The sequence below is a fragment of the Pontibacter russatus genome (genome assembly GCF_009931655.1).
In the GTDB taxonomy this organism is placed as follows: domain Bacteria; phylum Bacteroidota; class Bacteroidia; order Cytophagales; family Hymenobacteraceae; genus Pontibacter; species Pontibacter russatus.
In genome coordinates, this window is record NZ_CP047984.1 from 3,729,859 (window position 1) to 3,755,881 (window position 26,023).

22 protein-coding genes are annotated in these 26,023 nt (G+C 54.0%); 8 read left to right on the plus strand and 14 right to left on the minus strand.

Annotated features, from left to right (window positions below; all coding sequences use genetic code 11):
* Window positions 1-184 precede the first annotated feature (184 nt).
* Both GSQ62_RS15535 and GSQ62_RS15540 read left to right on the plus strand, forming a co-directional pair.
* A complete protein-coding gene (locus GSQ62_RS15535; RefSeq protein WP_161890354.1) occupies window positions 185-799 on the plus strand; it encodes a glutathione peroxidase in 615 nt (204 codons plus the stop codon).
* A 110-nt stretch (window positions 800-909) separates the two neighbouring features.
* Window positions 910-1,824: a 1,4-dihydroxy-2-naphthoate polyprenyltransferase gene (locus GSQ62_RS15540; RefSeq protein ID WP_161890355.1), complete on the plus strand. Its 915-nt coding sequence runs from the start codon at window positions 910-912 to the stop codon at window positions 1,822-1,824.
* A gap of 471 nt (window positions 1,825-2,295) precedes the next feature.
* Here GSQ62_RS15540 and GSQ62_RS15545 read toward each other — a convergent pair whose 3' ends face one another.
* Window positions 2,296-3,012, minus strand: coding sequence for a hypothetical protein (locus GSQ62_RS15545; protein ID WP_161890356.1), 717 nt, complete (start codon window positions 3,010-3,012; stop codon window positions 2,296-2,298).
* 197 nt (window positions 3,013-3,209) lie between these two features.
* Window positions 3,210-5,669, minus strand: a complete 2,460-nt coding sequence (locus GSQ62_RS15550) for a TonB-dependent receptor domain-containing protein (RefSeq protein ID WP_161890357.1) — start codon at window positions 5,667-5,669, stop codon at window positions 3,210-3,212.
* Between the two features lie 578 nt (window positions 5,670-6,247).
* Between GSQ62_RS15550 and GSQ62_RS15555 the strand changes: the two genes are divergently transcribed.
* Window positions 6,248-6,418, plus strand: coding sequence for a hypothetical protein (locus GSQ62_RS15555; RefSeq protein ID WP_202621791.1), 171 nt, complete (start codon window positions 6,248-6,250; stop codon window positions 6,416-6,418).
* A 470-nt stretch (window positions 6,419-6,888) separates the two neighbouring features.
* On the opposite strand, the gene pncA is transcribed toward GSQ62_RS15555, so the two are convergent.
* Both pncA and GSQ62_RS15565 read right to left on the minus strand, forming a co-directional pair.
* The gene (pncA, locus tag GSQ62_RS15560; RefSeq protein WP_161890358.1) at window positions 6,889-7,497 is read right to left on the minus strand and encodes a bifunctional nicotinamidase/pyrazinamidase; all 609 of its coding nucleotides are present in this window, start codon (window positions 7,495-7,497) and stop codon (window positions 6,889-6,891) included.
* Between the two features lie 187 nt (window positions 7,498-7,684).
* A complete protein-coding gene (locus GSQ62_RS15565; protein ID WP_394351330.1) occupies window positions 7,685-9,133 on the minus strand; it encodes a DEAD/DEAH box helicase in 1,449 nt (482 codons plus the stop codon).
* Between the two features lie 664 nt (window positions 9,134-9,797).
* On the opposite strand from GSQ62_RS15565, the gene GSQ62_RS15570 reads away from it, so the two are divergent.
* Complete coding sequence (locus tag GSQ62_RS15570; RefSeq protein WP_161890359.1) at window positions 9,798-10,205, plus strand: VOC family protein; 408 nt, start codon at window positions 9,798-9,800, stop codon at window positions 10,203-10,205.
* 177 nt (window positions 10,206-10,382) lie between these two features.
* Here the strand turns inward: GSQ62_RS15570 and GSQ62_RS15575 are convergent, their stop codons facing one another.
* The 5 genes from GSQ62_RS15575 to GSQ62_RS15595 all read right to left on the minus strand — a co-directional run bounded on the left by GSQ62_RS15575 (window position 10,383) and on the right by GSQ62_RS15595 (window position 14,778).
* Window positions 10,383-11,306, minus strand: coding sequence for an aspartate carbamoyltransferase catalytic subunit (locus tag GSQ62_RS15575; protein ID WP_161890360.1), 924 nt, complete (start codon window positions 11,304-11,306; stop codon window positions 10,383-10,385).
* 9 nt (window positions 11,307-11,315) lie between these two features.
* Window positions 11,316-11,864, minus strand: a complete 549-nt coding sequence (gene pyrR / locus GSQ62_RS15580; protein WP_161890361.1) for a bifunctional pyr operon transcriptional regulator/uracil phosphoribosyltransferase PyrR — start codon at window positions 11,862-11,864, stop codon at window positions 11,316-11,318.
* A gap of 304 nt (window positions 11,865-12,168) precedes the next feature.
* Window positions 12,169-13,659 (minus strand): hypothetical protein, encoded by a 1,491-nt coding sequence (locus tag GSQ62_RS15585; protein ID WP_161890362.1) that lies wholly within the window; start codon window positions 13,657-13,659, stop codon window positions 12,169-12,171.
* A gap of 117 nt (window positions 13,660-13,776) precedes the next feature.
* Entirely contained in the window at window positions 13,777-14,181 is a 405-nt protein-coding gene (locus GSQ62_RS15590) for an EVE domain-containing protein (RefSeq protein ID WP_161890363.1), read from the minus strand.
* A gap of 189 nt (window positions 14,182-14,370) precedes the next feature.
* Window positions 14,371-14,778 carry a hypothetical protein gene (locus tag GSQ62_RS15595; RefSeq protein WP_161890364.1) on the minus strand — a complete coding sequence of 136 codons (408 nt, stop codon included), beginning with the start codon at window positions 14,776-14,778 and terminating at the stop codon, window positions 14,371-14,373.
* Window positions 14,779-14,974: 196 nt separating this feature from the next.
* Between GSQ62_RS15595 and GSQ62_RS15600 the strand changes: the two genes are divergently transcribed.
* The 3 genes from GSQ62_RS15600 to GSQ62_RS15610 all read left to right on the plus strand — a co-directional run bounded on the left by GSQ62_RS15600 (window position 14,975) and on the right by GSQ62_RS15610 (window position 18,206).
* On the plus strand, window positions 14,975-16,678 hold the full coding sequence (locus tag GSQ62_RS15600; RefSeq protein ID WP_161890365.1) for a DNA polymerase/3'-5' exonuclease PolX: 1,704 nt from the start codon (window positions 14,975-14,977) through the stop codon (window positions 16,676-16,678).
* A gap of 121 nt (window positions 16,679-16,799) precedes the next feature.
* A complete protein-coding gene (locus GSQ62_RS15605; protein WP_161890366.1) occupies window positions 16,800-17,783 on the plus strand; it encodes a glycosyltransferase family 9 protein in 984 nt (327 codons plus the stop codon).
* Between the two features lie 18 nt (window positions 17,784-17,801).
* Window positions 17,802-18,206: a hypothetical protein gene (locus GSQ62_RS15610; RefSeq protein WP_237586671.1), complete on the plus strand. Its 405-nt coding sequence runs from the start codon at window positions 17,802-17,804 to the stop codon at window positions 18,204-18,206.
* A 532-nt stretch (window positions 18,207-18,738) separates the two neighbouring features.
* On the opposite strand, the gene GSQ62_RS15615 is transcribed toward GSQ62_RS15610, so the two are convergent.
* The 5 genes from GSQ62_RS15615 to serS all read right to left on the minus strand — a co-directional run bounded on the left by GSQ62_RS15615 (window position 18,739) and on the right by serS (window position 23,502).
* Window positions 18,739-19,848, minus strand: coding sequence for a glycoside hydrolase family 130 protein (locus GSQ62_RS15615; RefSeq protein ID WP_161890367.1), 1,110 nt, complete (start codon window positions 19,846-19,848; stop codon window positions 18,739-18,741).
* 59 nt (window positions 19,849-19,907) lie between these two features.
* Window positions 19,908-20,135, minus strand: a complete 228-nt coding sequence (locus GSQ62_RS21180; protein ID WP_161890368.1) for a DUF3368 domain-containing protein — start codon at window positions 20,133-20,135, stop codon at window positions 19,908-19,910.
* A gap of 220 nt (window positions 20,136-20,355) precedes the next feature.
* Complete coding sequence (locus GSQ62_RS15625) at window positions 20,356-20,583, minus strand: UPF0175 family protein (protein WP_161890369.1); 228 nt, start codon at window positions 20,581-20,583, stop codon at window positions 20,356-20,358.
* A gap of 133 nt (window positions 20,584-20,716) precedes the next feature.
* Entirely contained in the window at window positions 20,717-22,018 is a 1,302-nt protein-coding gene (locus GSQ62_RS15630) for a TlpA family protein disulfide reductase (RefSeq protein WP_161890370.1), read from the minus strand.
* Window positions 22,019-22,227: 209 nt separating this feature from the next.
* Complete coding sequence (gene serS, locus GSQ62_RS15635; protein ID WP_161890371.1) at window positions 22,228-23,502, minus strand: serine--tRNA ligase; 1,275 nt, start codon at window positions 23,500-23,502, stop codon at window positions 22,228-22,230.
* 285 nt (window positions 23,503-23,787) lie between these two features.
* Between serS and rho the strand changes: the two genes are divergently transcribed.
* The gene (gene rho, locus GSQ62_RS15640; protein ID WP_161890372.1) at window positions 23,788-25,626 is read left to right on the plus strand and encodes a transcription termination factor Rho; all 1,839 of its coding nucleotides are present in this window, start codon (window positions 23,788-23,790) and stop codon (window positions 25,624-25,626) included.
* Window positions 25,627-26,023 lie beyond the last annotated feature (397 nt).

Genomic DNA, 26,023 nt, shown 5'->3' on the forward strand with positions numbered 1-26,023 from the left:
TATATGATATAATCGCCGCTGGTGCGAGCTTGCAGCTTGTACCGCCATTAGCAACAATTTTGATACGAGCTGCAAACTCGCACCAGCGGTATTATAGAAAAGCAGAAGCAATGGGCGAGAACAATCAGCACACTTAACCTGTTAGAAATTACCCGTAAAGCGTATAGCTTGATTTATTAGAACAATGATAAAAACGTCTACTTTTTTAATGCAGGTGGCGGCGCTGATGGGCCTGCTGACTGCTTTTATCGCCTGCCAGGATGGCGTCGGCAAGACCTTAACCACAACAGAAACTATGACAACAGAAACCAATGCAACCCCCAACGCACAGAACAGCGACTTTTACGGCTTTCAGCTGAAAACCTTGGATGGCAAGAACGTAGACTTCTCACAGTACAAAGGTAGGAAAGTGCTGCTGGTGAACACCGCCTCCGAGTGCGGCTATACCCCACAGTACGCCGAGTTGCAGCAACTGCACGAGCAGCACGGTGACGAGGTAGTGGTGCTGGGCTTTCCGGCGAATAACTTTGGCGGGCAGGAGCCCGGCAGCAACCAGGAAATCGCCGCTTTCTGCCAGAAAAACTACGGCGTCACGTTCCCGATATTCGAGAAGATTTCGGTGGTGGGCGAGGACAAGCATCCGCTCTATGTGTGGCTGCAGCAGCACAGCCCGAACCAGGAGGAGCCCAGCTGGAACTTCTGCAAGTACCTCGTGAACGAAGACGGTCAGGTGGTGGCGTTTTTCCCCTCGAAGGCAAAGCCGATGGGAGAGGAGCTGCTGGCTGCCATCAAGAAATAAAGTACAGCTATATATAGCTGACACGAGGCCAAAGCCCGGCTGGCTATTTAGCTATCGTATGAGGTAGAATCGCAAAAGCATCCTATATAAACTTGAGCACCACCGAACATATGTCCCCGAATCCAGGTCTGGCAAAGGCCTGGATTTCGGCTTTTAGGCCCCGCACGCTGCCGCTGGCCTTGTCCTGCATTGGCATGGGCGGGTTTATGGCGGCGGCCCATGGTGTTTTTAACGGCACCATTGTGGCTCTTTGCGTGCTGACGACACTGTTCCTGCAAATCCTGTCGAACCTCGCCAACGACTACGGCGACTCAAAGCACGGGGCGGACAGCGTACACCGGGAGGGGCCGAAACGCGCGGTGCAAGCGGGCCATATACAGGCGGCGCATATGAAAAAAGGGATGCTGCTGTTCAGTCTGCTCTCGCTGGCATCGGGGCTATTGCTGCTGTGGGTGGCTTTTGGCGCTGAGGGGCTGCTGCTTTTCCTGATGTTCCTGGCGCTGGGGCTGGCCGCTATATGGGCCGCCATCAACTATACCGCCGGCGACAAACCCTACGGCTACGCAGGCCTCGGCGATATCTCAGTATTTGTGTTCTTTGGCTTGGTAGGCGTGCTGGGCACTTACTTCCTGCAGGCGCAGGAACTGCAGGCGGTGGTTGTTTTGCCCGCGCTGGTCTGTGGTTTCTTCGCGACGGCGGTGCTGAACGTCAACAACATCCGTGATATAAAGTCGGATACGCTGGCCGGGAAAAACTCGATACCGGTGCGGCTCGGGCCCAGGCGCGCGCGCATCTACCACATCGTGCTGCTGCTGGGCGGCGTGCTGAGTGCCGTTCTATATGTGGCGCTTACTTTTCACAGCATATGGCAGCTGCTGTTTGTGCTGGCCCTGCCGCTCGTGCTGGCAAACGGCGTAAATGTGTGGCGGAAGCAGACGGCCTCCGAACTGGACCCTTATCTGAAGCAGATGGCCCTCACCACGCTGCTGTTCGTGCTGCTGTTCGGCATCGGGCAGGTGGTGTAGGCGGGGTGATATAGCTATAGAAGGTGAAAATGGGAATTGTTTGCTTATGCTCCTAACAATTGCTCATCCCTTCGGGCCTCACGATCATCTAAGTTCTATAGCTGGGTGTGGTGCTCTCAGGCCGAGAGGCCTCCCCGAAATACTTCGGGGTAAACTAATTCCCTTCGGCGCTGTGTACATTTCCTGCCAGGGGTTGGGGCCCCTTATAAACACGGCTGCCACTACCGTGGCACCGGAAATCTACAAATAGAGGGCCCCTACCCCCGGCGCCTCCTGGAAAAACTGGAAACGGTTTCGCCTTGAGCCAGTGAACGTACCATAATTGTTATATGGTGTCTATGGTATCAGGAAATTAAACTATATATACTTCCCGAGTTTATGATATACAGAAAAGCTGGGAGAACCGATGGGTATCGCTAACTTTCCTCTTATATATAAGTAGAACTTGTGTTGCAGAAATGCAGGACTTGTTCACGCCTCCAGCCCGGTGCAGAACCGGAGCAGTTCTTTTAAGTCCTCCTCCTTGTTCAAGTCAGGGGAATGCTCCTTCAGGTACTCCGAAATGGCCTTCCTGTGCTTTGGGAATGCCTTGAGCAGGTTCGGCTTATTAACTTTGATAAACTGGTTTCGCTGGTCTATCAGGAAGTAGTACACGTTATCGGAAAATATAACATCCCCTTTCTGCACCAGCTTAAAGCCCTGGCCATTGCTGCCTGCGTAGGTGCTTTTATTTCTGATGGAGGAGGCCCCCGACGACTGGTTGTAAGCACCCTCCTTTTCAGTTCCGGCTACCTCCAGCGTTTGTATCTTCCCAAGTTTCAGGGTATTGTAATCTGCCACTATTTCCAGAAAGTCGTTTTCCTGGTTGTAAACGTAGGTGTCCTCCCCAATCAAAACCGCGTACAGCGTCGGCTCCCCAACAATGGCTAAGGTGTCTCCCTTCGGGTCGATGAACTGCATCTCGCCCAGCAGAAAGTTGTAGTTGAATTTTGCCGGTGCAAAGCTGCCATTCAGATAGGCCACCTTCCCCTCCTGAAACGCCGGGTAGCGGTATTTATACTGAGCCGGTATCACTTTGGCGGCATCTTCCCCGGCCTTCACCCGGAAAGAAGAGGGCGCCTGCTGGGCCTGTGCCAAGCCACTGCCGCCTAACAACATTATAACGATGCACCACAGTAATCGCTTCATGGGTATAATGTCAGATGTGATGGAATGCTCGCACTCCAATGATTTATATATAATGCTCGCACTCCAATGAGTTATTTATAAAGTTAACTTATATAGAAGATAAATAACAGGAATCACTCCAGTTTAAATTTGCCCATGCTCAACCATATATGGCCGGTTTCAGCCTGGTGCCTAGCCTTTCCGGGCAGCGTCTTTTCTTAGTTCCCGGTTCCGCCGCCGCTGCTGTCTCCGCCACTCTTCAGGTCATCGTTTTTGATGCCGCGCCGGGTGCGCTTGATGTCATCTTTCAGCTTGCCGAACTTGTAGCTGAAGCCAAGGCTGATGCGGCGGCGCACGTTACGGCTTTCGCTGCGCTGGTAAAAATTCTGGTCGCTGAGCTCGTTGGAGTAGGTGAAATACTTGTTCAGCGGACTCTGCACCGAGAGGCTGATGTTGGCTTTCTCGTCCTTCAGGAAGCTCTTGCTCACTGAGAAGCCGTCCCAGAACTGCCCCGATGACTCTCCCTGCAGCAGCACGCGCGGGGCATAGTAGCCCAGGTTCACGCTGGCGCGCCAGTTTTTATCGAATCTGTAGCTGGCGTTGCTGAACATATAGCCGCTCACGCCGCTGTTCTGCAGGTCGCGGCCGTTTATGTTGCCGCTCAGGTCGCTGTAGGAGAGGGTTCCGTTTACGTTCAGGCTGAGCTTCTGGAACAGGGTGGCGTTGCCGCCCAGCGAGAGGGTGGTGGTGCTGTTCCGGCCGATGTTGCCAAAGGTGGTGCTGCTCACCGAATCGGCTAGGTTAAAGGTGGTATAGCTCTGGATGGCATTGTTGGTGAAGGTGTGTGTGAGGGTGCTGTTCAGAGAGTTGCTTCCCTTGAAGAAGCTGTGCCCCAGGCTGAACACGTGGCTGGTGGCGGCCTCCAGGTTCGGGTTTCCGAAGGAGATGGTTTTCTCGTTTGTCCGGTTCACGTAGGGGTTCAGGTACCACAGGCCCGGCCGCTCGATGCGCTGCGTGTACGAAGCCTTCAGGGTGGCCATGTTTTTGAGCGTCCGGGTAAGGGTTACGTTCGGGATCAGGTTCAGGTAGTCCTGCTCGGCCACCGACCCGGAGGATTTGAAGTTGGCGTCCACCACCGTCTGCTCCAGGCGCGTCCCCAGGCGCAGCCCCCACTTCTCGAAGCGCAGGCTGGCGGAGGTGTACGCGGCGTATATGTCCTGGCTGTAGTCAAACTCGTTGCTCAGGGCTGGCACTTCCTCGTAGGTGTCTGTTTCGGGGTTGTAGTTGCGGTAGAAATAGTCGCTGCCGCTCTCGCGGAGGATGGTTTTGGCGCCGACCTCCAGGGTGTGCTTCTTGACCGGGTGTACGTAGTCGGCCTGGTAGGTTTGCTCCACTGATTTTCCGTCGTTCAGCGTGCGGGTTTCCGCAGGGCCCATATAGTTCAGGATTGGGTTGAAAAGCAGGTCTGATTCGCTTCCGTTCTGCTCGTCGCCCAGCTTGTAGGAGAGCGTGAGCAGTTGGTTCTTGTCGCGCTTGAACGTGTGCTGGTAATCGAGGCCGACCTCATAGTTATACCAATGGCTCGTGGAAGGACTGATGCGCTCGTAGGCCTGCGTGCGTTCCCCCTCGCTGTTGAGTTCCTCCACCGTCTGCAGGCTCCTCGATTCGAATTCGTTCCCGTTCAGGCTGAACTTGGCGGCAAGCAGGTTCAGCGTGTCTATTTCATAGCTCAGTTCGCTGCTTATATAGTTAAAGTAGCCTTCACTGTTGCCGCTGCCCGCCTGCACCATGGTTGCCCCGGTGTTTTGGTTCACGCGCTCAAACAGGGAATTATAGCTGGGGCTGGTGAATTTGTTCGTGCCTCCGTAGGCTGAGAGGCCGAACTTGCCCATTTTAGCTGTCACGTTGGCGGAACCGGACCTGCTGTCGGGGAGGCTCTGCGAGAGATAGATGTTGCCGTTGTAGCCGTTCTGGGGTGCGTCGTGGGTGATGACGTTGATGATGCCCCCGATGCCCTCCGCATCGTACTTGGCGGGCGGGTCCGTGATAACCTCAATGCGCTTGATGGTGGAGGCGGGCATGCTGCGGAACACGTCTTTCGGGTTGCGGGCGAAGAGGGTGGAGGCCCTGCCGTTCACCAGCACCTTAAAGCTGCCGCTGCCGTTCAGCTGGATGTTCTCCTCCGCGTCGAGGCTCAGCATCGGCACTTTGCGCAGCATGTCGAGCGCCGTCAACGTCTTGCTTTCCGGGTCGAACTCCACGTTGTAGCTGATCTTGTCGATGTCCTGGGTGATGAGCATCTTCTCGGCCGTTACCTCCACTTCCCGCAACTGCTCCGCCGAGCTGACCAGGCTAAGCTGGCCCAGGTCAGCCATGGGGTTAGCGGCATCCAAGGCGGGCAGTTCCTTTGAGAAGGGCTTATACCCTACAAAGGTCAGGATGAGCTTGTACCGGCCCAGCGGCAGACCCGTGATTTCAAATTTTCCGTCGCTCTGGGTAAAGGTGGTTTTGAGAGGCTGGTCCTTGCCGGGCTCGCTTACCACCACGGTCACGTAGCCGAGCGGCTCCTGATTGGCTGAGTCTGCCACCATGCCTTTGACGGTTCCGGTGGCGGGGCTCTGGGCCCAGGAGAGGGAGTTGAGTAGCAGGCACAGCGCCAGCAGAAAAGTTTGTTTCATAGGTGTATAGGTTAAATAAAATGAGCACGCGTAATGGCTGGCTTAGCACAGACAGCGTCCGTAGCCTCCTCTTAGACCTGCACATTTCTCCCTTTACACATCAGGCAGCCCTGCCTGTCCCTACCCTAAAAGTTTATGACGGAAGGCAAAGCCCCAATAAAGGCCGCTTTGCCTGAACAAGGTAAGTAATTATATAAACTAAAACCATAGTTAGTTAATTTTTTCTTGTTTAAACTCAATATAATTTCAGGCTTTGAAACCTGCTTTCAGAAAAGTAAATTAAAATGCCTCATCCGGCTATAGCGGTGCCTGTTGCAGTAGCTTTAGCTGCGCAGCGTTGCGGTTTTGTATCTGTATATAAGCAGCTGAATATGACACTTTTATATATGGTATAATTATATATAAGAAACCAGACACAATCAAATTGAGGTGTAATGAGCTTCTTTCGTTCTGAAAGTGTTACATCCCGAACTTGATTCGGCGAAACCTGGTGGAAGGAGAGGGTCCCTACCCCCGGAGGTCAAGCTTAGGCGGCTCGCCCACAAGATCCTGTCAGGATGACAAAATAAGATAAACTAATGATGATTGTGTTCCTGTTTCACGGAGTGGGCGGCGAACATTCTCTCAACGTGTCGCTTGACGCGCACCGGAAACTGCTGCGCTTCCTGAAGGACGACGAAGACAAAATCTGGAATCCGAATTTTATAGAGGCAGCCAGGTATATAAAAGCAACACAAACGGCAAACTGAACCGGCGGTCATATAGCATATATAGTTGCCGGTTCAGCAGAAGTGGTCTGTTAGTTGATGAACGGCCCGCGCAGCATGCTATATATTAAAGTCAAAGTTAACGTGAACTCGGGAATTATTATGCTTATTCCTTTAGCGGCTGTACATCCCAATGGACTCATTACAGCTAAGTTACATACCATGCTGTGGTGCTGCTCTCAGGCCGAGAGGCCTCCCCGAAATACTTCGAGGTAAACTAATTCCCTTCGACGCTGTGTACATTTCCTGCCAGGGGTTGGGGCCCCTTATCAAGACGGCTGCCACTTGAGTGGCACCGGAAATCTACAAATAGAGGGCCCCTACCCCCGGCGCCTTATGGAAAAAACTGAAACAGTATCACTATGAGCCAGCGAACGCACCATGCATGCTTATATTTAATCGGCTTAGATTCAAGTATCTACATTAAATTTAATTCTCGAGTTCACGTAAAGTTAAAGCAGGCTGGAACTCTGCACGATCTCACCGCCTCCGGCCTTTATGTCTGCTTTCGCCTTTTCAAAGCCTTCCGGACTAATGGCGCGGGTGGCATCTTCAATGATATGGGCTTTAAAACCTTCCTGCAGGGCGTCTTTGGCAGAGAAGTACACGCAATAGTCCGCGGCCAGCCCGGCGAGGTATATATCGGTAATGCCCTTGCCCCGCAGGTAGTCGGCCAGGCCGGTGCTTTTGAGGTGGCCGTTGTCGTAAAAGCCGCTGTAGGAGTCTATTTCGGGGTTCATGCCCTTTCTAAAAATGGCCTCTACTTTATGCATGCGCAGTTTTGCTGAGAAACCGGCACCTGCGGTGCCCTGCACGCAGTGGTCCGGCCAGAGCACCTGCTCCAGCCCCTGCAGTTCCACCACATCAAACACCTGCCTGCCCGTGTGCTGCAAAGCGAAGCTTTTGTGGTTTTGCGGGTGCCAGTCCTGCGTGGCCACCACCAGCCCGAACCGCTCCTGCAACTGGTTTACAAGGGGAAGGATGGCATCGCCCCCGGGCACCGCCAATGCGCCGCCCGGCAGAAAGTCGTTTTGTATGTCAATCAGAAGTAACGCTTTCATATATACTCCGTTGCTTGGTGTCGCTGCAAATATAGGCCTCTGCTTTCGCCGCAACAACCCTTGCCTGTTTTTGTTGTACGCATGCGTAGGAGACAAGAAGAGCGGCATGCATCCTACATAAACAGAGAGCCGCTTTCAGGAGCGGCTCTCTGTTTATGTAGGATGTGTTGGATAATGGATGGAAGGGTTAAGCAGGCTGTTGGGTTTCGCCCTGCGGCTTGCTGCCTTCAGCGCCCCCACGGTTCCTGTTTCGGTTCCGGTTCTTGCGTCTCTTTTTTTCACCGCCTCCCGTTGCCACGGCTGCTTCGCCACCCCCCTGTGGGCGCGGCGCATGATTTGCAGCCTTTATAGGTCTGTTGTTGCCGTCCTCGGCATGGCGGTCAGGGCGCTTACCGCCTCCGCTGTGGTGCTTGCTTCGGTGGTCTTTGCCTCCTGAGCCGGGGCGGTTGCCGCCTCTGTGGCGGTGGCTGCCACCGTCATGGCTCTTGGTGGGGTCATATGCCGGGCCGGGACCAAAATCGTCGGGCAAAGGCAGCTTGGGCACTTCCCGCTCAATCAGGCGCTCCACCTTCTGCACCCGGTACATGTCTTTCTCGTTTACAAACGTGATGGCCATGCCCGTGGAGGCGGCGCGCGCCGTGCGGCCCACGCGGTGAACGTAGTCCTCGGCGTCCTGCGGCATGTCGAAGTTCACGACGTGGCTCAGGCTGTCGATGTCGATGCCGCGGGAGAGGATGTCGGTGGCCACCACAATCTGGTACTGCTTGTTTTTGAAGCCCTGCAGCGCCTTCTCGCGCTCGTCCTGCGTCATGTCGGACGAGATGCCCTGTGCCGTGAAGCCCATCTTCTGCAGCGAGCGCACAATTTGGTTCACATTCGACTTGCGCGAGGTGAAGATGATCATGCTCTGCACGTCAAGTTCGCGCAGCAGGTGCTCCAGCAGGGGCAGTTTCTGATTGTCGTAGGTCAGGTAGATGCGCTGGTCAATGCCTTCGGCGGGTTTGGCCACCGCCAGGTTAATCTCGGCGGGGTTCTGCAGAATCTGCTGCGCCAGGTCGCGGATCTTGCGGGGCATGGTGGCCGAGAAGAGCAGTGTCTGGCGCTGCTTCGGCAGTTGGCTGATGATCTTCAGGAGGTCGTCCATAAAGCCCATGTCCAGCATTTTGTCGGCCTCGTCCAGCACCAGGTGGTTCAGCTGGTCCAGCTTCACGTAGCCCATGGCCAGGTGCGAGAGCAGGCGGCCCGGCGTGGCGATGATGATGTCGGCGCCCGTGGTGAGCGCGCGCTTCTGCAAATCCCAGTCGTCGCCTTTGTTGCCGCCATATATGGCGATGGAGGAGACGGAGGCAAAGTAGCCGAAGCCCTCCACCTGCTCGTCTATCTGCTTGGCCAGCTCGCGCGTGGGCACCAGCACCAGCGTGCTGGTGTGGTCGTAGTTGCCGTGCGAGATCCGGTCGATGAGGGGGAGCAGGTAAGCCGCCGTTTTGCCGGTGCCCGTCTGGGCGCAGGCTATCATGTCCTGGCCAGCGAGTATGAGCGGAATGGCCTGTTCCTGCACGGGAGTGGGGCTGTTGTAGCCCATCGAGTTTATTCCCGTCGTTACATCTTCATGTAGGTTAAAAGAACTGAAATCCAAAGTCTGGTAGATTTTTGTTTAATACTGGGGCTCTTATACAAGCCTTATACACAGCGTGTCTGCATGGTAAAGATACTACAAATACGGCTTTTTCCCATCAGGGAGCACGTGAAACATTTTTTATTAAAATAATCAAAGTCATATCGCTTGTATTATTTTTTTGTTTTTATTTGTTGTAATGTTTGATGGTGCAATGGCTAAGTTGCCAAAGTGCAGCTTCTTATATACTCTAAAGGCGCAACGGGGGCTGCAAAGGAGGATTTTAAATAAATATAAAAATCTATATATTAAGATGTTTATTTAAAATATTATATCCGGTGTAACATTGTGCCGGAGCAGGCGTAAAACCCCTAAATGCCATTGTCTAATTAAATATATAATACATTATATATAGTCATGAGAAAAGCTATACAGGAGTCTCCTAACCTCTTTTTATTGGTGGGGTTAAACATCGTCAACGCAATTTTTATGTTCCTGCTGTAAGCATTAGACAGCATCCGGACGTTCCATACATCAACTTACAAGCAGCCCCGCGCCAGCCCGGCTGCTTTTTTTATGTCTCTGCCTTCCAAAGGGTTATAAACCTGGGCTATGCCAGCATGTATTTTTTAAAATAAGCCATCTCTTCTTACAATACTGCCGATTGGCAAAACAAAGCGAAACGATGAAGATAGAACACTTTGCCCTGAATGTCGAAAATCCCCCCGCCATGGCTGCCTGGTACACCGAACACATCGGCATGCGGGCGGTGCGGCAGATGTCAGAAGCACCCTACACCACTTTTCTGGCTGACGAAAGCGGCAGGGTTATGATCGAGGTTTACAACAACCCGGCAGACGAGGTGCCCGACTACCGCCGGATGAACCCGCTACTGGTACACCTCGCTTTTGTGTCGGAGAGGCCGGGGGAGGACAAAGAAAGATTGCTGCAGGCGGGGGCAAGCCTCGAAACGGAGCAGCACCTGGAGGACGGATCGTATATAGTGATGCTCCGCGACCCGTGGGGGCTGGCGCTGCAACTCTGCAAGCGGGCAGTGCCGATGCTGCTAAAAACAGAAGCATCAGGCCGGTGAGCAGAACCTGCTGGTTTTATATATCGCGACCTGAGTTATAACTGATGTCGCGCAAGTTTGGGTTTTGCCGCTTTGAAGGCAGGCCCACATCACTCAGAGTAATGCTGCGCTTGCAGGGCGGAGAAACTCGCCCCATATAGCTGTCGTGCAAGCAGTATATGTATTCTGCGCCTTTCCCTACTGCTTCTGAGCCAGCAGAAACAGCACCGCCATCCGGATGGCCACCCCGTTCTCCACCTGGTTCAGGATGATGGAGTGGTGCGAATCGGCGGCGTCGCTGCTCAGCTCCACGCCCCGGTTGATGGGGCCGGGGTGCATCAGCGTGATTTGTTTGTCCAGGCTGTCGAGCATCTTCTTGTCGATGCCGTAGTAGAGCGTGTACTCGCGCAGCGACGGGAAGTACTTCATCTGCATGCGCTCCAGCTGTATGCGCAGCACGTTGGCCACGTCGCACCAGGCCAGCGCCTTCCGCACGTCCGTCTCCACCTGCACGCCCAGTTGTTTTATATGCTTCGGCAGCAGGGTGGTGGGGCCGCACACCATCACCTCGGCGCCTAGCTTCTGGAGCGCGAAGATGTTAGACAGCGCCACCCGCGAGTGCAGGATATCCCCAATGATCACCACCTTTTTCCCGGCCACTTCGCCCAGCCTTTCGCGGATGGAGAAGGCGTCCAGCAGGGCCTGCGTGGGGTGCTCGTGCGTGCCGTCGCCAGCGTTCACGATGTTTGCCTGTATATGGTCGGCGAGGAAGTGGGGCGCGCCGGGGCTGGAGTGGCGCATCACAATCATATCCACCTTCATGGCCAGGATGTTGTTTACCGTGTCGAGCAGGGTTTCGCCTTTCTTCACGGAGCTGCTGCTGCTGCTGAAGTTGATGACGTCGGCCGAGAGCCTTTTCTCGGCCAGCTCAAAGGAGAGGCGCGTGCGCGTGGAGTTCTCAAAAAAGACGTTGGCGACGGTGATGTCGCGCAGCGAGGGCACTTTCTTGATGGGCCGGTTCAGGACTTCCTTGAAATTGTCCGCCGTCTCAAAAATGAGCTGGATGTCTTGCGGGGTGATGTCTTTGATGCCTAACAGGTGCCGGACGCTGAGCTCTTGCATGGGGGAGTATTAATCTTCGTTTTTGGTAATCAGCCATATATTGTCTTCCCCGGCCTGCTGATCTTTCCATTCCACCAGCACCCGCTGGCTCTGCAGCGAGTTTACGTGGAGGCCCACATAGGTGGCCTGTATGGGCAGGTGGCGCGTGTAGAGGCGGTCGATGAGCACCAGCAGCTCTACGCTGGCCGGACGGCCGTAGGCAATCATCGCATCCAGCGCGGCGCGCACTGAGCGGCCCGTGTACAGCACGTCATCCACCAAGATCACCTTTTTGCCCTCCACCAGAAAATCGACTTTGGTGGCGTTGGCGGTGAGTGGGGTTTCACGGCGGCGGAAGTCGTCGCGGTGGAAGGTGGTGTCGAGGTAGCCGGTGGGCACTTCCCTGCCCAGGATGGAGGCCAGGGTGCGTTGGATGCGCTGCGCCACAAACTTGCCGCGCGGCTGCAGCCCCAGTATCACAGAATCAGAAAAGTCGCCGTGGCTCTCGATAAGCTGGTGGCAGAGGCGCAGCACCATGATCTCGAGTAGTTGGTGGTTTACGATGAGTCTTTTCTGCATAGCCGGAAGTATCAGCTGCAAATATAAGGCACCAGATTAAGAAGCGGAAATAATTGCTGGTTGTTAATTGTTGATTGCTGAATGGGTCGATGATTAAATTGTTGTATGGTTAAGTGGTTGAGGGAAGTCGTCAGCTTTGCAATTAATATATGGTAAGAGGCTCCGGCCTCCTTGAAGGCTTCAGGCATGGGCTATATATAATCATAAATTTTATGGCTGGTTTTGCCTCCCGCAGGCTTGCGACAGGATAAATAACCTCAGCGGAACAGCTATTCAACGGTTCAACCATTTACCCATCCAGCCATCAGAACGTAATCTTGTTGATGAAAAAGACGGAACGGGAGGGGCCGTGCTGGGGCTTTATGCGCTGAAAGCCGAAAGCCGCGAAGTTGCTGCCATACCAGCGGATGATGCCCGGGTTGGATTCCTGCACCTTCTCTTTCTCCTCGTAGGTAAGGAGCTCGAGCTCTGTCTCCTCCTCCACAAACTTGTCGCCGTCCATGATGCGGTATATGATTTTCTCCTCCTCGGGGTACGCCATCACCACCCGGCCATCAGGCAGGCTGCTCACCTCCACGGTGTGTACCAGCCGGTAGGTCACAATGCCCTCGAGCAGGAAGATGTTGTCCCAGAGCAGCGTGCCCTGCTTGTCGAAGCCCAGTGCCACGGCGTGGGTGCGCTTGTAGCCCTGCTGCGGGCGGCCGCCCATGGAGATGGTCCGGTCGAGCCCCCAGTTGCCGCCGCCGCTGCTGGAGTACTGCGGGTAATAGACCTCGGCGGCCAGCACGTAGCCGGTGGGCGTGGTGATGAGGTCGTGGAGCAGGAGGCGGTAGCGGTAGCGCGGGTTCTTGCCGTCCTCCTGGCGCTCAGTTTCACGGCGGCGGGTGCGCGCCTCCTGGCGCGGCTTCAGGTACCTGAAAAAGTTCTTGAGGTCCAGCATGCTGTAAAACCTGCCCTCTTCGTCTATCACCGCATCTGTGACGGGCGCCGTGAAAAAGCCCTGGTTGTATTGCAGGTCTCCGGTGCCATAGGTGCCAAACAGCATCCGCCGGGAGTTGTAGGCCGGGGCAATCTCGGCCTGCAGCAGGCGCCTGTTTTCCTGCTGCAGGATAAACTGGCTGCTGATGAGGCCGCCGTTGGGGTCAAAGCTTTTTACCTGCAGCCGCGAAATGCGCCCGTTCGACTCCGAGAGCACCGCATCCACCCGTTTCCGCGCCGTGTCGGCCAGCAGGTCTGAGAACGTCGACTGCTCCCCGTAAACCGAGGGCAGCACCTGGGCCCTGCCTGTCCGGCCGTTCAGGTGGAGCAGCAGGGGCTTCTGTTCCTTCCGGTCGTTGCCGATGATGAAGTAATTGCCCTGCAGGACCACAAACTCATATACCGCGTCAAGCTGGTCCAGTTCATGCCGCTTGTGCCGTGCCTGGCCGGTGCGGTAATTGAGCCGCACGAGCGTGTACTGCTGCAGATCGTTCTCCCCGAAAATAAGGTATATATAGGGAGCCTCGATATAGTGCCGGAGGTACTCGCTGTCGGGGGTGATGGAAACAGTGTCGGACCACAGCGGCTCCAGGCGGGCGTCGTACTTCGTGAAGCTGAAGAGGGCCTCCGTCTGCCAGATGTCATCCGTCCGCTGGTATACGAGCAGGCTGCTGTCCGGCAACGCGATGACCTCCGCCTCGGTTGTCTCAGGGTCGAAGGGAATCTCGAGGCGCACGGGCTGCTCCGGCACCTGGGCCAGAAGCGGGCGCAGCAACAGTAGAAAAATGAAGGTGAGCAGGTGGCGAACAGGAACCATACATAACCGGTTGTAAGCGTTATCAGGTACGGGCAGATAGAATAAGGCAGTTAAAGCAATGTACTGCATTTGGCTGCTATTCGTTGTTGGCGCCGCCTGCTTTCTGGCCGCTCCGGGTTAGTTCCCCAGCGCCAGCAGGACGTCGAATTCCTCGCCGGTAAGCGGCATCACCGACAGCCGCGACTGGCGCAGCAGGGCGATCTTCTCCAGGCGTTTGTCTTTTTTTATCTGCTCCAGCGTTACCGGCTCCTTGAAATCGCGGAAAGGCACCAGGTCCACCGCCACCCACTTCGGGTCGTCGGCGGAGGGGTCGGGGTAAGCGGCTTTGTCTACTTTGGCGATTCCCACCACGGCCTTCTCCGACACGCTGTGGTAGAACAGCACCAGGTCGCCGGGTTGCATCTGCTGCAGGTTGTTGCGCGCCTGAAAGTTGCGCACGCCGTCCCAGGTGGTGCGCCCGTCCTTTACCAGGTCAGCCCAGGCGTATGTTTCAGGTTCTGATTTTACAAGCCAGTGTTGCATGTATATAGTTGCTCTTGTTAAGTGTAAGATGGCGGGGCAAATTAAAAATGACAGCCTTCCTGCTCCGCGCATTTGCCGCTGCTAAAAGCGAAGCACTCCCAAAGCAGCCGCCCGAGGGGCAGGCTATATATAAACCCGGAAAAGAAGCCGGAAATTTTACTGCTTCGTGTATGCTTTCGGGTCGAGAAATCAGTTTTCCGTGGCTACGGGACGCCGTATGATCTTCAGCACGTCATCCTCGAGCGAGAGGATTTCCACCTGGTAGTGCTGGGGCGGGCTGCTCTCGGGGTTCATCCTGATCTGCACCCTGTCCTTGTCTACCTGCTCCCATTCGCCCAGTTGCTCCTCCAGCCCGTCGGTGGGGGCAATCTCGTAGCGCTTTATCACGCCACCGGGCTCCAGCGTAAAGCCGGTGCGGCCGCGGGAGGGAGGGAAGTCGTAGGTGTTGGGGCGAAACACAACGGTGTCGCCGGCGTCATCCTCGTAGGAGTGCAGCCAGGTCTTGCCGACTATCTCCGCCGCCAGTTTATCGGTTTTCCTGCAGGTGACAGCTGCCAGCACGAGCGACAGCAGGCAAAGCAACGCAATGTGTTTCATACCTTGGGATTGGGTTTGCAAGGCCAAGATAGGCATTTATTCGGGTATATAGAAGCCTGCTAATGTAAAAGCTGCCTGTTCAGGCGCCTACAGCATAGCCTAAATAAAACACATGCCCCGGCAGGGCCGAATATCCCCCGTGAGTCGGGTAAGGTTCGGCGGCATTTTCTATCTTTGTGAAACACGGGAAAGCGCCTTGGAAAATAAAAACATCATAAAACTGTTCAGGCTGGCGGCCGAGCTGCTGGAACTGCACGACGAGAATCCCTTTAAAGTCCGTTCCTACGCAAATGCGGTGGGAACGCTGGAACTGGTGGAGGCACCCCTGGCCGGCATGGGCCAAGCACAACTGGAGGGCATCGCCGGAGTAGGCAAAGGCATCGCCGCCAAGATAATGGAGATAAACTCCACCGGCTCTTTCGCGGAGCTGGACCAGATGCTGGCCGCCACGCCGCCGGGCGTGGTGGAGATGCTGCGCATCAAAGGCATCGGCCCCAAAAAGGTGCGCGTTATCTGGAAAGAGCTGGGCACCGAGACGGTGGAGGAACTGCTGGAGGCCTGCGAGCAGGACAAGCTGAGCAAGCTGAAGGGCTTCGGGGCCAAAACGCAGGAAAACATCCGGCAGGCGCTGCTCTTCACGCAGCAGAACCGGGGCAAGCTGCTGTATGCCGAGGCCGAGCCTGCCGCGGCGGAACTGCTGCAGCAGATACAACAGGCCCTGCCCGGAGTGCAGGCAGCGTTGGCAGGCGATATACGCCGCCGGATGGAAATTGTGGAGAAGTTGGAGCTGGTGGTGGGCACCGATGCCCCGGCAGAAGCGGAGGAAGCCCTGAACCAACTGGAAATGCTGCAACAGAATGAGAAGGCCTCCGGCCCGTTGGTGTGGCGCGGGCAGCATATAGTGAACGGTTTGGAGACAGCCATATATCTTGCGCCTGTCGCCTGCTTTGGAAATGAGCTGCTGATGCATTCTTCTTCTAAAGCGCACCTGAGCCAGGTATTCGCTGCCGGCAAGTGTATGATCAACGTGGTGCGGGAGGAAAAGCATGCCACCGAGGAGGACGTATATGCCGCTGCCGGGATGGCCTACGTGGTGCCGGAGCTGCGCGAGGGCACCAATGAACTGCAACTGGCGATGGAGAACAAGCTGCCCCGACTGCTGGAGCTCTCTGACCTGAAAGGTAGCTTGCACAACCACAGCACCTACTCCGACGGCGCCAACACCCTGGAGCAGATGGCTACCTACTGCCGCGACATGGGGTATGAGTACCTGGGCATATGCGACCACTCCAAAACAGCGTCGTATGCCGGGGGACTGCGCGAAGGCGACGTGCTGCGGCAGCAAAAGGAGATAGAGGAGCTGAATAAAAAGCTGGCTCCGTTCAGGATATTCAAAGGCATTGAGTCGGACATCCTGGGAGATGGCTCTTTGGATTATGATACGGATATCCTCCAAACCTTCGACTTTATTGTGGCGAGCATCCACAGCAGCCTGAACATGGACGAGAAAAAGGCCACTTCCCGCCTTATCACCGCCATCGAAAACCCCTACACCACCATGCTGGGCCACCCGACGGGCCGCCTGCTGCTGCGCCGCGAGGGTTACCCGATCAACCACAGAGCCGTGATTGATGCCTGCGCCGCCCACAATGTCATCATCGAGATAAACGCCAATCCGTGGCGCCTGGACATGGACTGGCGCTGGGTGCAGTACGCGCTGGAAAAAGGCGTGATGCTCAGCATCAACCCCGATGCCCACCACACCAGCGGCTATGACGACATGCGCTACGGCGTGCTGGTAGGCCGCAAAGGAGGACTCACTAAAGAGATGACCTTCAACACGAAGTCGGCGGCGGAAGTGGAGCGGTACTTTCGGGAGCGGAAGGAGAAGATAAAGTAGAGTTAAAGTAATCAGCTATATATAATCATCCCCCTGCCCCCTTCAAAGGGGGACATTTATATAAGGTAACTCCCTCCCTGGAGGGGTTAGGGATGGGTCAAGCAGGACGCGCATATATAAAATGCCTAAAATTCTCATCCTTCGTTTCTCCTCCATCGGCGATATTGTGCTGACGACGCCCGTGGTGCGCTGCGTGAAGCAGCAGGTGCCCGACGCGGAGGTGCATTACTGCACCAAACTGGCTTTCCGGGGCATGCTGGCAAATAATCCCTATATAGACAAGGTGCATGTGCTGCAGGACAGCCTGAGTGAACTGGTGCAGCAACTGAAGGCTGAGAACTTCGACTATGTCATCGACCTGCACAATAACCTGCGCACGCGCGTCATCAAGGCGCGGCTGGGCAAGCCGGGCCGCAGCTTCAACAAGCTCAACTATGAGAAGTGGCTGATGGTGAACTTCAAGCTCAACCGCCTGCCCGACGTACACATCGTAAACCGCTATCTGGATGCCGCCGCTGCCCTGGACGTGCAAGACGACGGCAAAGGTCTGGATTATTTTATCCCGCCACAGGACGAAGTGGATATACAAACATTGCCGGCGCCGTTTCAACAGGGATATGTGGCCTTTGCCATCGGGGCGCAGCATTACACCAAGCGCCTGCCCACCGTGCGCATCATCGAGCTGTGCGGGCGGCTGCAGCAGCCCGTTGTTTTGCTGGGAGGCAAAGAGGACGCCGCCACCGGCGAAGAAATAGCCGCCTACTTCGAACAACGCTCAGCGAACAACGCTCAACGAACTACGATTTACAACGCCTGCGGCAAGTACAGCCTCAACGGATCGGCCTCGCTGGTGCGGCAGGCAGCCAAAGTCATCAGCCACGACACCGGCCTGATGCACATCGCTGCCGCCTTCCAAAAGGATATTATCAGCGTGTGGGGCAACACCATTCCGGAGTTCGGCATGTATCCCTTCCGGACGCGGTATAAAGTGCTGGAAGTACAGGGCCTCAGCTGCCGCCCCTGCTCCAAAATAGGCTACAGCAAGTGTCCCAAGGGCCATTTTAAATGCATGCGGAACATTCCGTTTGATGATTTGGATATATGAAGTTGAGGCGATGTGAAGATGATGACCAACTATAACCTAACCTGGCAGGAGACGGATGCCCGGTTCCTGGAGGCGCTGTTGCTGGCCACAGGCGGGGAGGGAGGAGCCACCCTGTCGGACGTTTTGCTGATGGCTGACGCTGTAGACGGCACGGTATTCACCCTCAAAGAGGTGGAGCAGGCGCTGGAAAAGCTCGTGGCGATTGGCTATGTGAGTGTGCAGAAGAATAAAATTTACTTGTCAGCGCTGTTCCTGAAAGATTACGGGGATATAGCCGGGGAAGGGAATGAGCAGGAAGCGCTGCTGCAACTGCTGCAGCCAAAAGCATTGACAGCACAAGGTATAGCGGAAGCTCAAAACTTGCTCAAAAGGTACAAACTCAGGAACCACTACCAGCAGTATACAGAGCAGTACGGCGGATAGCGCTGGCTGTCTCTGGTGCCGGAATTCATCCAGTGATGCCCTGTGGGCAAGGGGCTCCAGACTCCCCCCGCATATGGCCTGGTATATATAAACCTGCAGTCTGTCGGCCGGGCGCAACACAGCTATCTTATATATAAACTTCAGCTAAAGTGCTGTGCGCTATATATAGGTATATATCGTGAACTCGGGAATTGTTCACCTATGCTTCAAACAAATGCTCATCCCTCTGGCTTGACTTTCTTGAGGTTCTATAGCTGGCTTTGGTGCTCTCAGGCCGAGAGGCCTCCCCGAAATACTTCGGGGTAAACTAATTCCCTTCGGCGCTGCTTTCGTTTCCTGCCTTACGGCTGCCGCTCACGCAGCACCGGAAACTCTCGAGGCGCCTCCTGGAAAAACTGGAAACAGTGTCGCTTTGAGCTGACTTCTATATGTTTATACATGGAGATAATCACCTAAATTATAATAAGTTGTATATAAATTAATTCCCGAGTTCACGTTATATATAAAAAGCGTTTGGACTAAACGAGAGTACTTACTTTGCGTCCTCTTTTACTGCTACGGCTATTTTCGAGTCTGCCGTGCCGTAATACAGGAACCATTTGTCTTTGAAGTAAACCAACCCTTCCACGAAGCAGACTTCGTTTACCTCGCCAATTTTCTCGTAGGGCTTGTCGGGCTGGATAAAGTTGGAGTCTGTTCTGGCGATGAGTTTGTAGGGCTGGTTTTTGTCGAACAGGGCCTGCCCGGCGCTGTAAGTGAACTTAGGCAGGGCGGGGTCGTTGAAATTGGCCGCGTTGCTCCCGTTATATATCAGCAGAATGCCATCGTCCTGCAGCATCGCGTAGGGGCCGGGCTCCACCAGGCGGCTGTCGAAGTAGCCGGGGCGGGGGTGCAGTACCGAAATCATTTTCTGCGTTTCCGCATTCTCCGCCACCTCCCACTGCACCAGGTCATCCGAGGTGGCCATAAACAAATCGGTGTCACCGAAATACATCCAGTACTTCCCGTCAATTTTGGTGGCCACCGTTCTGTTTCCTACGCGCCTCGCCACAATGGCCCCGGATTTGGACCAGGTGTCTTTGTACTTCCCCTCGCCCAAAACCAGGCCGTGCTTTACCCAGGTCTTCAGGTCTTTGGAGGTGGCCAGGCACAGCCGGGCGGTTTTGCCGTCATAGGCGGTATAGGTCAGGATATAGGTGCCGTCCTCGCTTTCCACCACCCGGGGGTCTTCGATGCCGCACTTCCACTCGTATTTTTTAAATGCGTCATTTTCAGGGTACAGCACCGGCTCCGGTTGCTTGGTAAAATGAAGGCCGTCATCGCTGACGGCCAGGCCCAGCCTGGAGGTCATGTGGTTGTCCTGCGCCCGGTAGATCATATATACCTTGCCGCCTTTTACCACGGCTGATGGGTTCAGCACGTTCCGCGCCTCCCACCGCACCAGGCTGTCGCTGACAGGGCAATGGAACTGCTGGCCGGGCGAGGGCTGCATAATAGGGTTCAGGCTGTCCACCTTCACAAAACCGAGCAGCGCCCATTCGTCGGCTTCAGGGGCAGTAATTGCCTGCGGCTGCTTCCCATTTTCATGGGTGCAGTTGGTGAGCAGGAAGCAGAGCAGCAGGATATATAGAGGTCTAATCATAGCTTTTTACTCGGTGCGAGTCAGCCGTTGCGGGGCAAGAGTCACGTATATGCTAACCTTCATTCACCTACCATGTATAGAATTTTTCTGGCTATATTTTCTGATATTCTAAAGTCAGTCTGTTGTACTTGATTTAGAACAGGCAAGAGCTTTGTTATATATCCCTGTTGCCTGGCTTTGACTAAAATTCCCAGGCTGCCGGTGATTCTCAAGTGAAGTGATTTGGCGACTTTTCTGGCTTTCAAGTCATCAAGTGCTACCAAAGTGCCCGGTAAATCAAAAGTCAAGGCGATGGCACTTGCTTCCCCTTTGCCTAAAATTTGTGTCAGTGTTTATTGCAGCGCCTCGTTACTTGCTCCTTTTATCTTTACCCAATCTGGTAAGGCTTTACCAAATTCATCTGCAATCTCGGGTGTAACATAGACGGTGGAGTAGCACTTTCTGAGCAAATCCAGTCTTTCTATCTTGTCAAAAAGGATTAAGCAACTGGTATCACAAATTATCAGTTCAGGCATTGGCGACGTCAGTTAATAAATCTTCTTCAGATTTACTGAACAGAGAAAATCCGTACATGCCCATTATTTCTATGAAAGCTCTTTTTGATAGTCCGGCTAAATCTGCGGCTTGCCCTAAAGAGAGCTTTTCTCTCTCATATAATTCCCCAGCTAAAAGTATTTTCAGTTCTGGTTCACTTATATCCAGATGCTCCGGTAACATTAAGCTTACTACACGCATGATTGTATGTTTTTATATATAACTGCTTTTTAGCATCCTAAGTTGTTTTTGCTTACGCCCAACGGTGTTCGTACATGAGGTGTGCGAGGCGCAGCCGAAGCTTTGCTCATATGCTATGTTAGCTGCTGCACTTTTACTTCATTAATTCTGCTAACACCCTCTCCAACTCTTCCCCTTTTATATCCTTATAAATTACTTTTCCCTCTGGGGAGATAAGGAGAGTAGAGGGATAACTCGCTACACCATGCTGCTCCACAATCTTATCGGACAACACCTGTGACCAAGTGAGCCCATGCTTTTCAATTAGCTTTGCCACGTCTTCAGGTTTTGATTGTCCTATTATTCCTACAACTTCGAACTTGCTCTTATCATACTGGTCGGTTAAGGCCTTCAGCCTTGGAAACTCCTTTATGCAGGGACCACACCACGTTGCCCAGAAATCCAACAGAACATACTTTCCTTTCAACTGCTCAGTTGTAACCTCCTTCTCTGACTTGAAGTCCTTTCCCTTGAAGTCAAGCGTAGGGAATCCTATCTGAGCTGATTTTACCGTATCAGGATGCTGTACTTTTCGAATTCTGGCTACACTCTTTTCCCCATTAACGCCCAGGTACTGGTACATAACGTCTCCTAGGTAGAAGTACTGGTTAGGACGCACAGGCACAGACAAGTCCACCGTCCTGTTCCTCGCCTTATCCGTTAGCACTACCAGCTTGTTGTCCTCTTCATTCAAGTCCTTTGAAACAAAGCTGCCGCTTTCAATTGCAATCTTGTAAGCCTTGCCCTGGTCGTTTATAGTGGCGGTGTAATGTCTCGGGAAATTGAAATAAACATTCTCATCTTCAGGCATGCCAACGATGGCTAAAGGAAGCGTCTCTTCAACCACTTTGCCATTGCGTAAAAGTTGGTGCTTTACCTGAACAGCGTTATCTGCAAAGCTTTTATATTTTTCGAAGTCCAGCGGCATAGCGTACATCAGCAGCGGGCGTGCTTGTTCATCTGAGAAATCAAGATCGGTGTCGGTGTCGGCAAGCCATACTTTATTACCTGCTTCGTTTTCACCTACTATGGCGTAGACTGAGACTCTCAGAGGCTCTTTGGAGAGCTCTTTCTCATTGGGTACGTATTTCAGGAGCTGCATCCACTGGTCAAACATTTCTTTTGAAATCTTCTTGCCAATGAAAAGCTGGTAGAAGAACTGCTTCTCGTCAATCCTAAATTGGTGCTTAGTGATGTTTTTAAGGTTCCCCGGTATTCCCCTTAATTCTAAACGGAAGGGGCTATCTTCAGCCTCTGCCATGATGCCTCCTATGCCTGGATGGAACACGCTATAGCCTTGAGATAGATTTATTGGCACCTCTAATACTTCCTGTGCAAAAGTGTTGAGTGAAAGCCAAAGCAGAATCAATACGGGGAGGAAAGACTTCTTCTTCATATTTTATTTTTGAATAAAGCCCAATTAGTAGCTAAACGTAATTTTCGACTTATATGCTATATATAGCAGACAAGCACAAACAAACTACCCCAATATACTATATATCACCTGATATATAAATACAGCCTCCACCATTAAAATCATATATAAACAAGAGCGCCCCGACTTCTGCCGGGGCGCTCATTTTCACTACATTAAAAAACATTAACTCAGCCAATCTTCTCAAAGCCAAGATACGGGTGCAGCACCTTCGGCATGCGGATGCCGTCAGGGGTTTGGTTGTTCTCCAGCAGGGCGGCGACGATGCGCGGCAGGGCCAGGGCGCTGCCGTTCAGCGTGTGCAGCAGCTGCGTTTTGCCGGACTCTGTTTTGTAGCGCAGCTTCAGGCGGTTGGCCTGGTACGTCTCGAAATTGGAGGCAGAGCTTACCTCCAGCCAGCGGCCCTGGGCCGTGGAGTACACTTCCATATCAAAAGTGAGGGCAGCGGTGAAGCCCATGTCGCCGCCGCACAGGCGCAGCACGCGGTAGGGCAGCTCTAGTTTTTGTAACAGGCCCTGTATGTGCCGGCTCATCTCCTCCAGCGCCTCATACGATTTCTCGGGCAGCGTAATCTGCACAATCTCCACCTTGTCGAACTGGTGCAGGCGGTTCAGGCCGCGCACATCAGCTCCCCACGAGCCCGCCTCACGGCGGAAGCAGGGGGTGTGGCCGGCGTTCTTCACGGGCAGTTGCTCCACGGGCAGAATCATATCCCGGTATATATTGGTAATCGGCACCTCGGCCGTCGGGATCAGGTACAGGTTGTCTTCGGTGGCGTGGTACATCTGGCCTTCCTTGTCGGGCAGCTGGCCGGTGCCGAAGCCGGAGGCCTCGTTCACCAGAATCGGCGGCTGCACCTCCATATAGCCTGCGGCGATGGCCTCGTCGAGGAAAAAGTTGATGAGCGCCCGCTGCAGCCGCGCCCCCTGCCTCTTATATACCGGGAAGCCCGCGCCCGTTATCTTGTTGCCCAGCTCAAAATCGATGATGTCGTACTTCTGGATCAGCTCCCAGTGCGGCAGCGCGCCTTCAAATAATTTCGGAATTTCGCCGTGCTGCAGAACTACTTCGTTGTCTTCCGGTGTTCTACCCACAGGCACGCTCTCGTGCGGCAGGTTTGGCAGTTTGTACAAAGCCTGCTGTATCTGCTCCTCCACCGCCGCCAGTTGCTCGGCAAGTTGTTTTGTCTTCTGCTTCAGTTCGGACGTTTCTGATTTATAGGCTTCGGCCTGCGCGCGCTCCCCGTTCTTCATCAGCACCCCGATTTCTTTGGAGATGGCGTTGGCGCGGCTCTGCAGTTCGTCGTGCTGGCCCTGCACCTGGCGGCGCTGCTGGTCCAGCGCCAGAAGGGCGTTTACCTCCTCAGCCGCGTTTTTGTAGTTTTTCTTGTTCAGACCTTCTACCACCTGGGCCGTCTGTTCTCTTAAAACTGTTAACTGTAACATAGTTGGGTGTTATATATACCTGCAAAAATATACTTTTTTAAGGAGATAGGGGCATTCGCGAAATCTTTTTGACCGATATTGAAACTTTTACTATAAAATACTCCGTAATATTTGTTAATTATAAGGCATTGCAATAACATTGCGGTACAATTGAAGAAGGCCCTTCCCTGTGCCTCTCTGACTCTTTCGCAACCAATTCTATTTTTCCTGATTAATAACAGAATCTCTCGCTGCGTTCGCCTACTGTGCAACCTGGCAGGCTAATTAACTACCATACCGTTATTTATGTACAATATTGATGAATTGAAAGATAGACTTCTTTCAGAACTCAAGGAAATTGCTGAAGACCTGGGCGTAAAAAACTTCAGGAAACTCAGCAAGCAGGACCTTATCTACAAAATCCTCGACACGCAAGCCGTAACGCCTTCTGAGCAACTACCAAAAAAATACAAGTCTGCTGTTGGTGCCGCTGCTGTAGGGAATGCTGAAGCATCTGAAAGTGACATTGCTGTAGCAGAAGTAAGCGAAGTGGCCCTGGCAGAGGCACCCACTCGCGCTAAAAGAGAAAGGCGCCCCGCCCCCGAGCCTGTAGCCGCCCGCACCGAAAGCAACGCCGCCACCGTAGTTGCCGCACCAGCCCCTGTCAAAGACCATGGCTTGCAGAACAACCGGGAGCGCGTGCGCCCCGAAACGCAAACCCGCGAGGGAAGAGACGATAACAGGAGCAACGCCAACCGCAGCGACAGCAGAGGAAACGATGCTCCAAAAGAAAACCGTGCCGATAGAGAGAACCGTAGCGACAACCGCGGAAACGACAACCGCGGAAACGACAACCGCGGAAATGACAACCGGGGCAACGACGCCCGCGACACGCGCAGCGAGCGCGACAACCGAAACGATAACCGCGGCAACGACAGCAGGGGCAATGATACCCGAAACGACCGCAACGATACAAACCCGCGCCGCAACAACCAGCAGCAGGCGCAGAATACCACCAATTTCAAGGAGTTTGACGGTATTATCCTGAACGAAGGCGTGCTGGAACTGATGCAGGATGGGTATGGCTTCCTGCGTTCCACGCACTACAACTACCTGGCCAGCCCGGACGACATTTATGTGTCGCCTTCGCAGATAAAGCTTTTCGGCCTGAAGACAGGCGACACGGTGAAAGGCCAGATACGCCCGCCGAAGGAAGGCGAGAAATACTTCGCCCTGCTGAAAGTGGAGACCGTGAACGGCCGCACCACCGAAGAGATCCGCGACCGCATTCCGTTCCAGCATCTCACGCCGCTGTTCCCAGAGGAGCGCCTGAAACTGACCACAAGGCCAAGCCAGCTTTCCACCCGCATTCTCGACCTGTTCGCTCCGATTGGAAAGGGCCAGCGCGGCATGATTGTGGCGCAGCCAAAGACAGGTAAAACCGTGCTGCTGAAAGAGATCGCCAATGCCATCTCCGAAAACCACCCGGAGGTGTACCTGATGATCCTGCTGATAGACGAGCGCCCGGAAGAAGTAACCGATATGGCCCGCAGCGTAAAAGCCGAGGTGATCGCCTCTACCTTCGACGAAACAGCCGAGCGCCACGTGAAAGTGTCGAGCATTGTGCTGGACAAGGCAAAGCGCATGGTGGAGTGCGGCCACGACGTGGTGATTCTGCTGGACTCCATTACCCGCCTGGCGCGCGCTTACAACACCGTGGTTCCGTCGTCCGGTAAAATCCTGTCGGGTGGTGTGGACGCCAACGCGCTGCACAAGCCGAAGCGCTTCTTCGGGGCGGCCCGCAACGTGGAGAACGGCGGCTCGCTCACCATCATCGCTACAGCCCTGATAGACACAGGCTCGAAGATGGACGAGGTGATTTTTGAAGAATTCAAAGGTACCGGTAACATGGAGCTTCAGCTGGACCGCAAACTGGCCAACAGACGCACCTACCCGGCTATCGACGTGCCTGCATCCGGCACACGCCGCGAAGACCTGCTGATGGACAAGGACGAGCTGAACCGTATCTGGATCCTGCGCAAGTTTATGTCTGATATGAATTCCATCGAGGCCATGGAGTTCCTGAAAGACAGAATGGTTGGAACCAAGAGCAACGAGGAGTTCCTGATCTCGATGAACGGCTAAGCGCAAGCTTCAGCATCAACTTATATATAAACGCATCAGCCCGCTTGCCGAAAGGTGAGCGGGCTGATGCGTTTATATATGCTGAACCAGGTCTGATAAAAATAGGCAATGCATTTAACAATTAGGCAGTACGCGCTCGCTGTGCTTGTACATCCAACCACCCTTGGACCTCATCTTGTAGGCGAAAATATTTAGTTCATGCCGCAAGCTTAGCGACAGCGCAACTTGTAGTTATATAGGAGGCAAGTTTGCCAAGAGATTACCCTAAGTCTGTTTTTCGCATTTATCAACTGGCTGCCATACCCAACCACCTTTACCGCTTCGCTCAAACTGGCGGTATATAAGCTTAATAGATAGCCGCTGCTTCAATTTGAATGGCTACAATTCTTTCCCTACA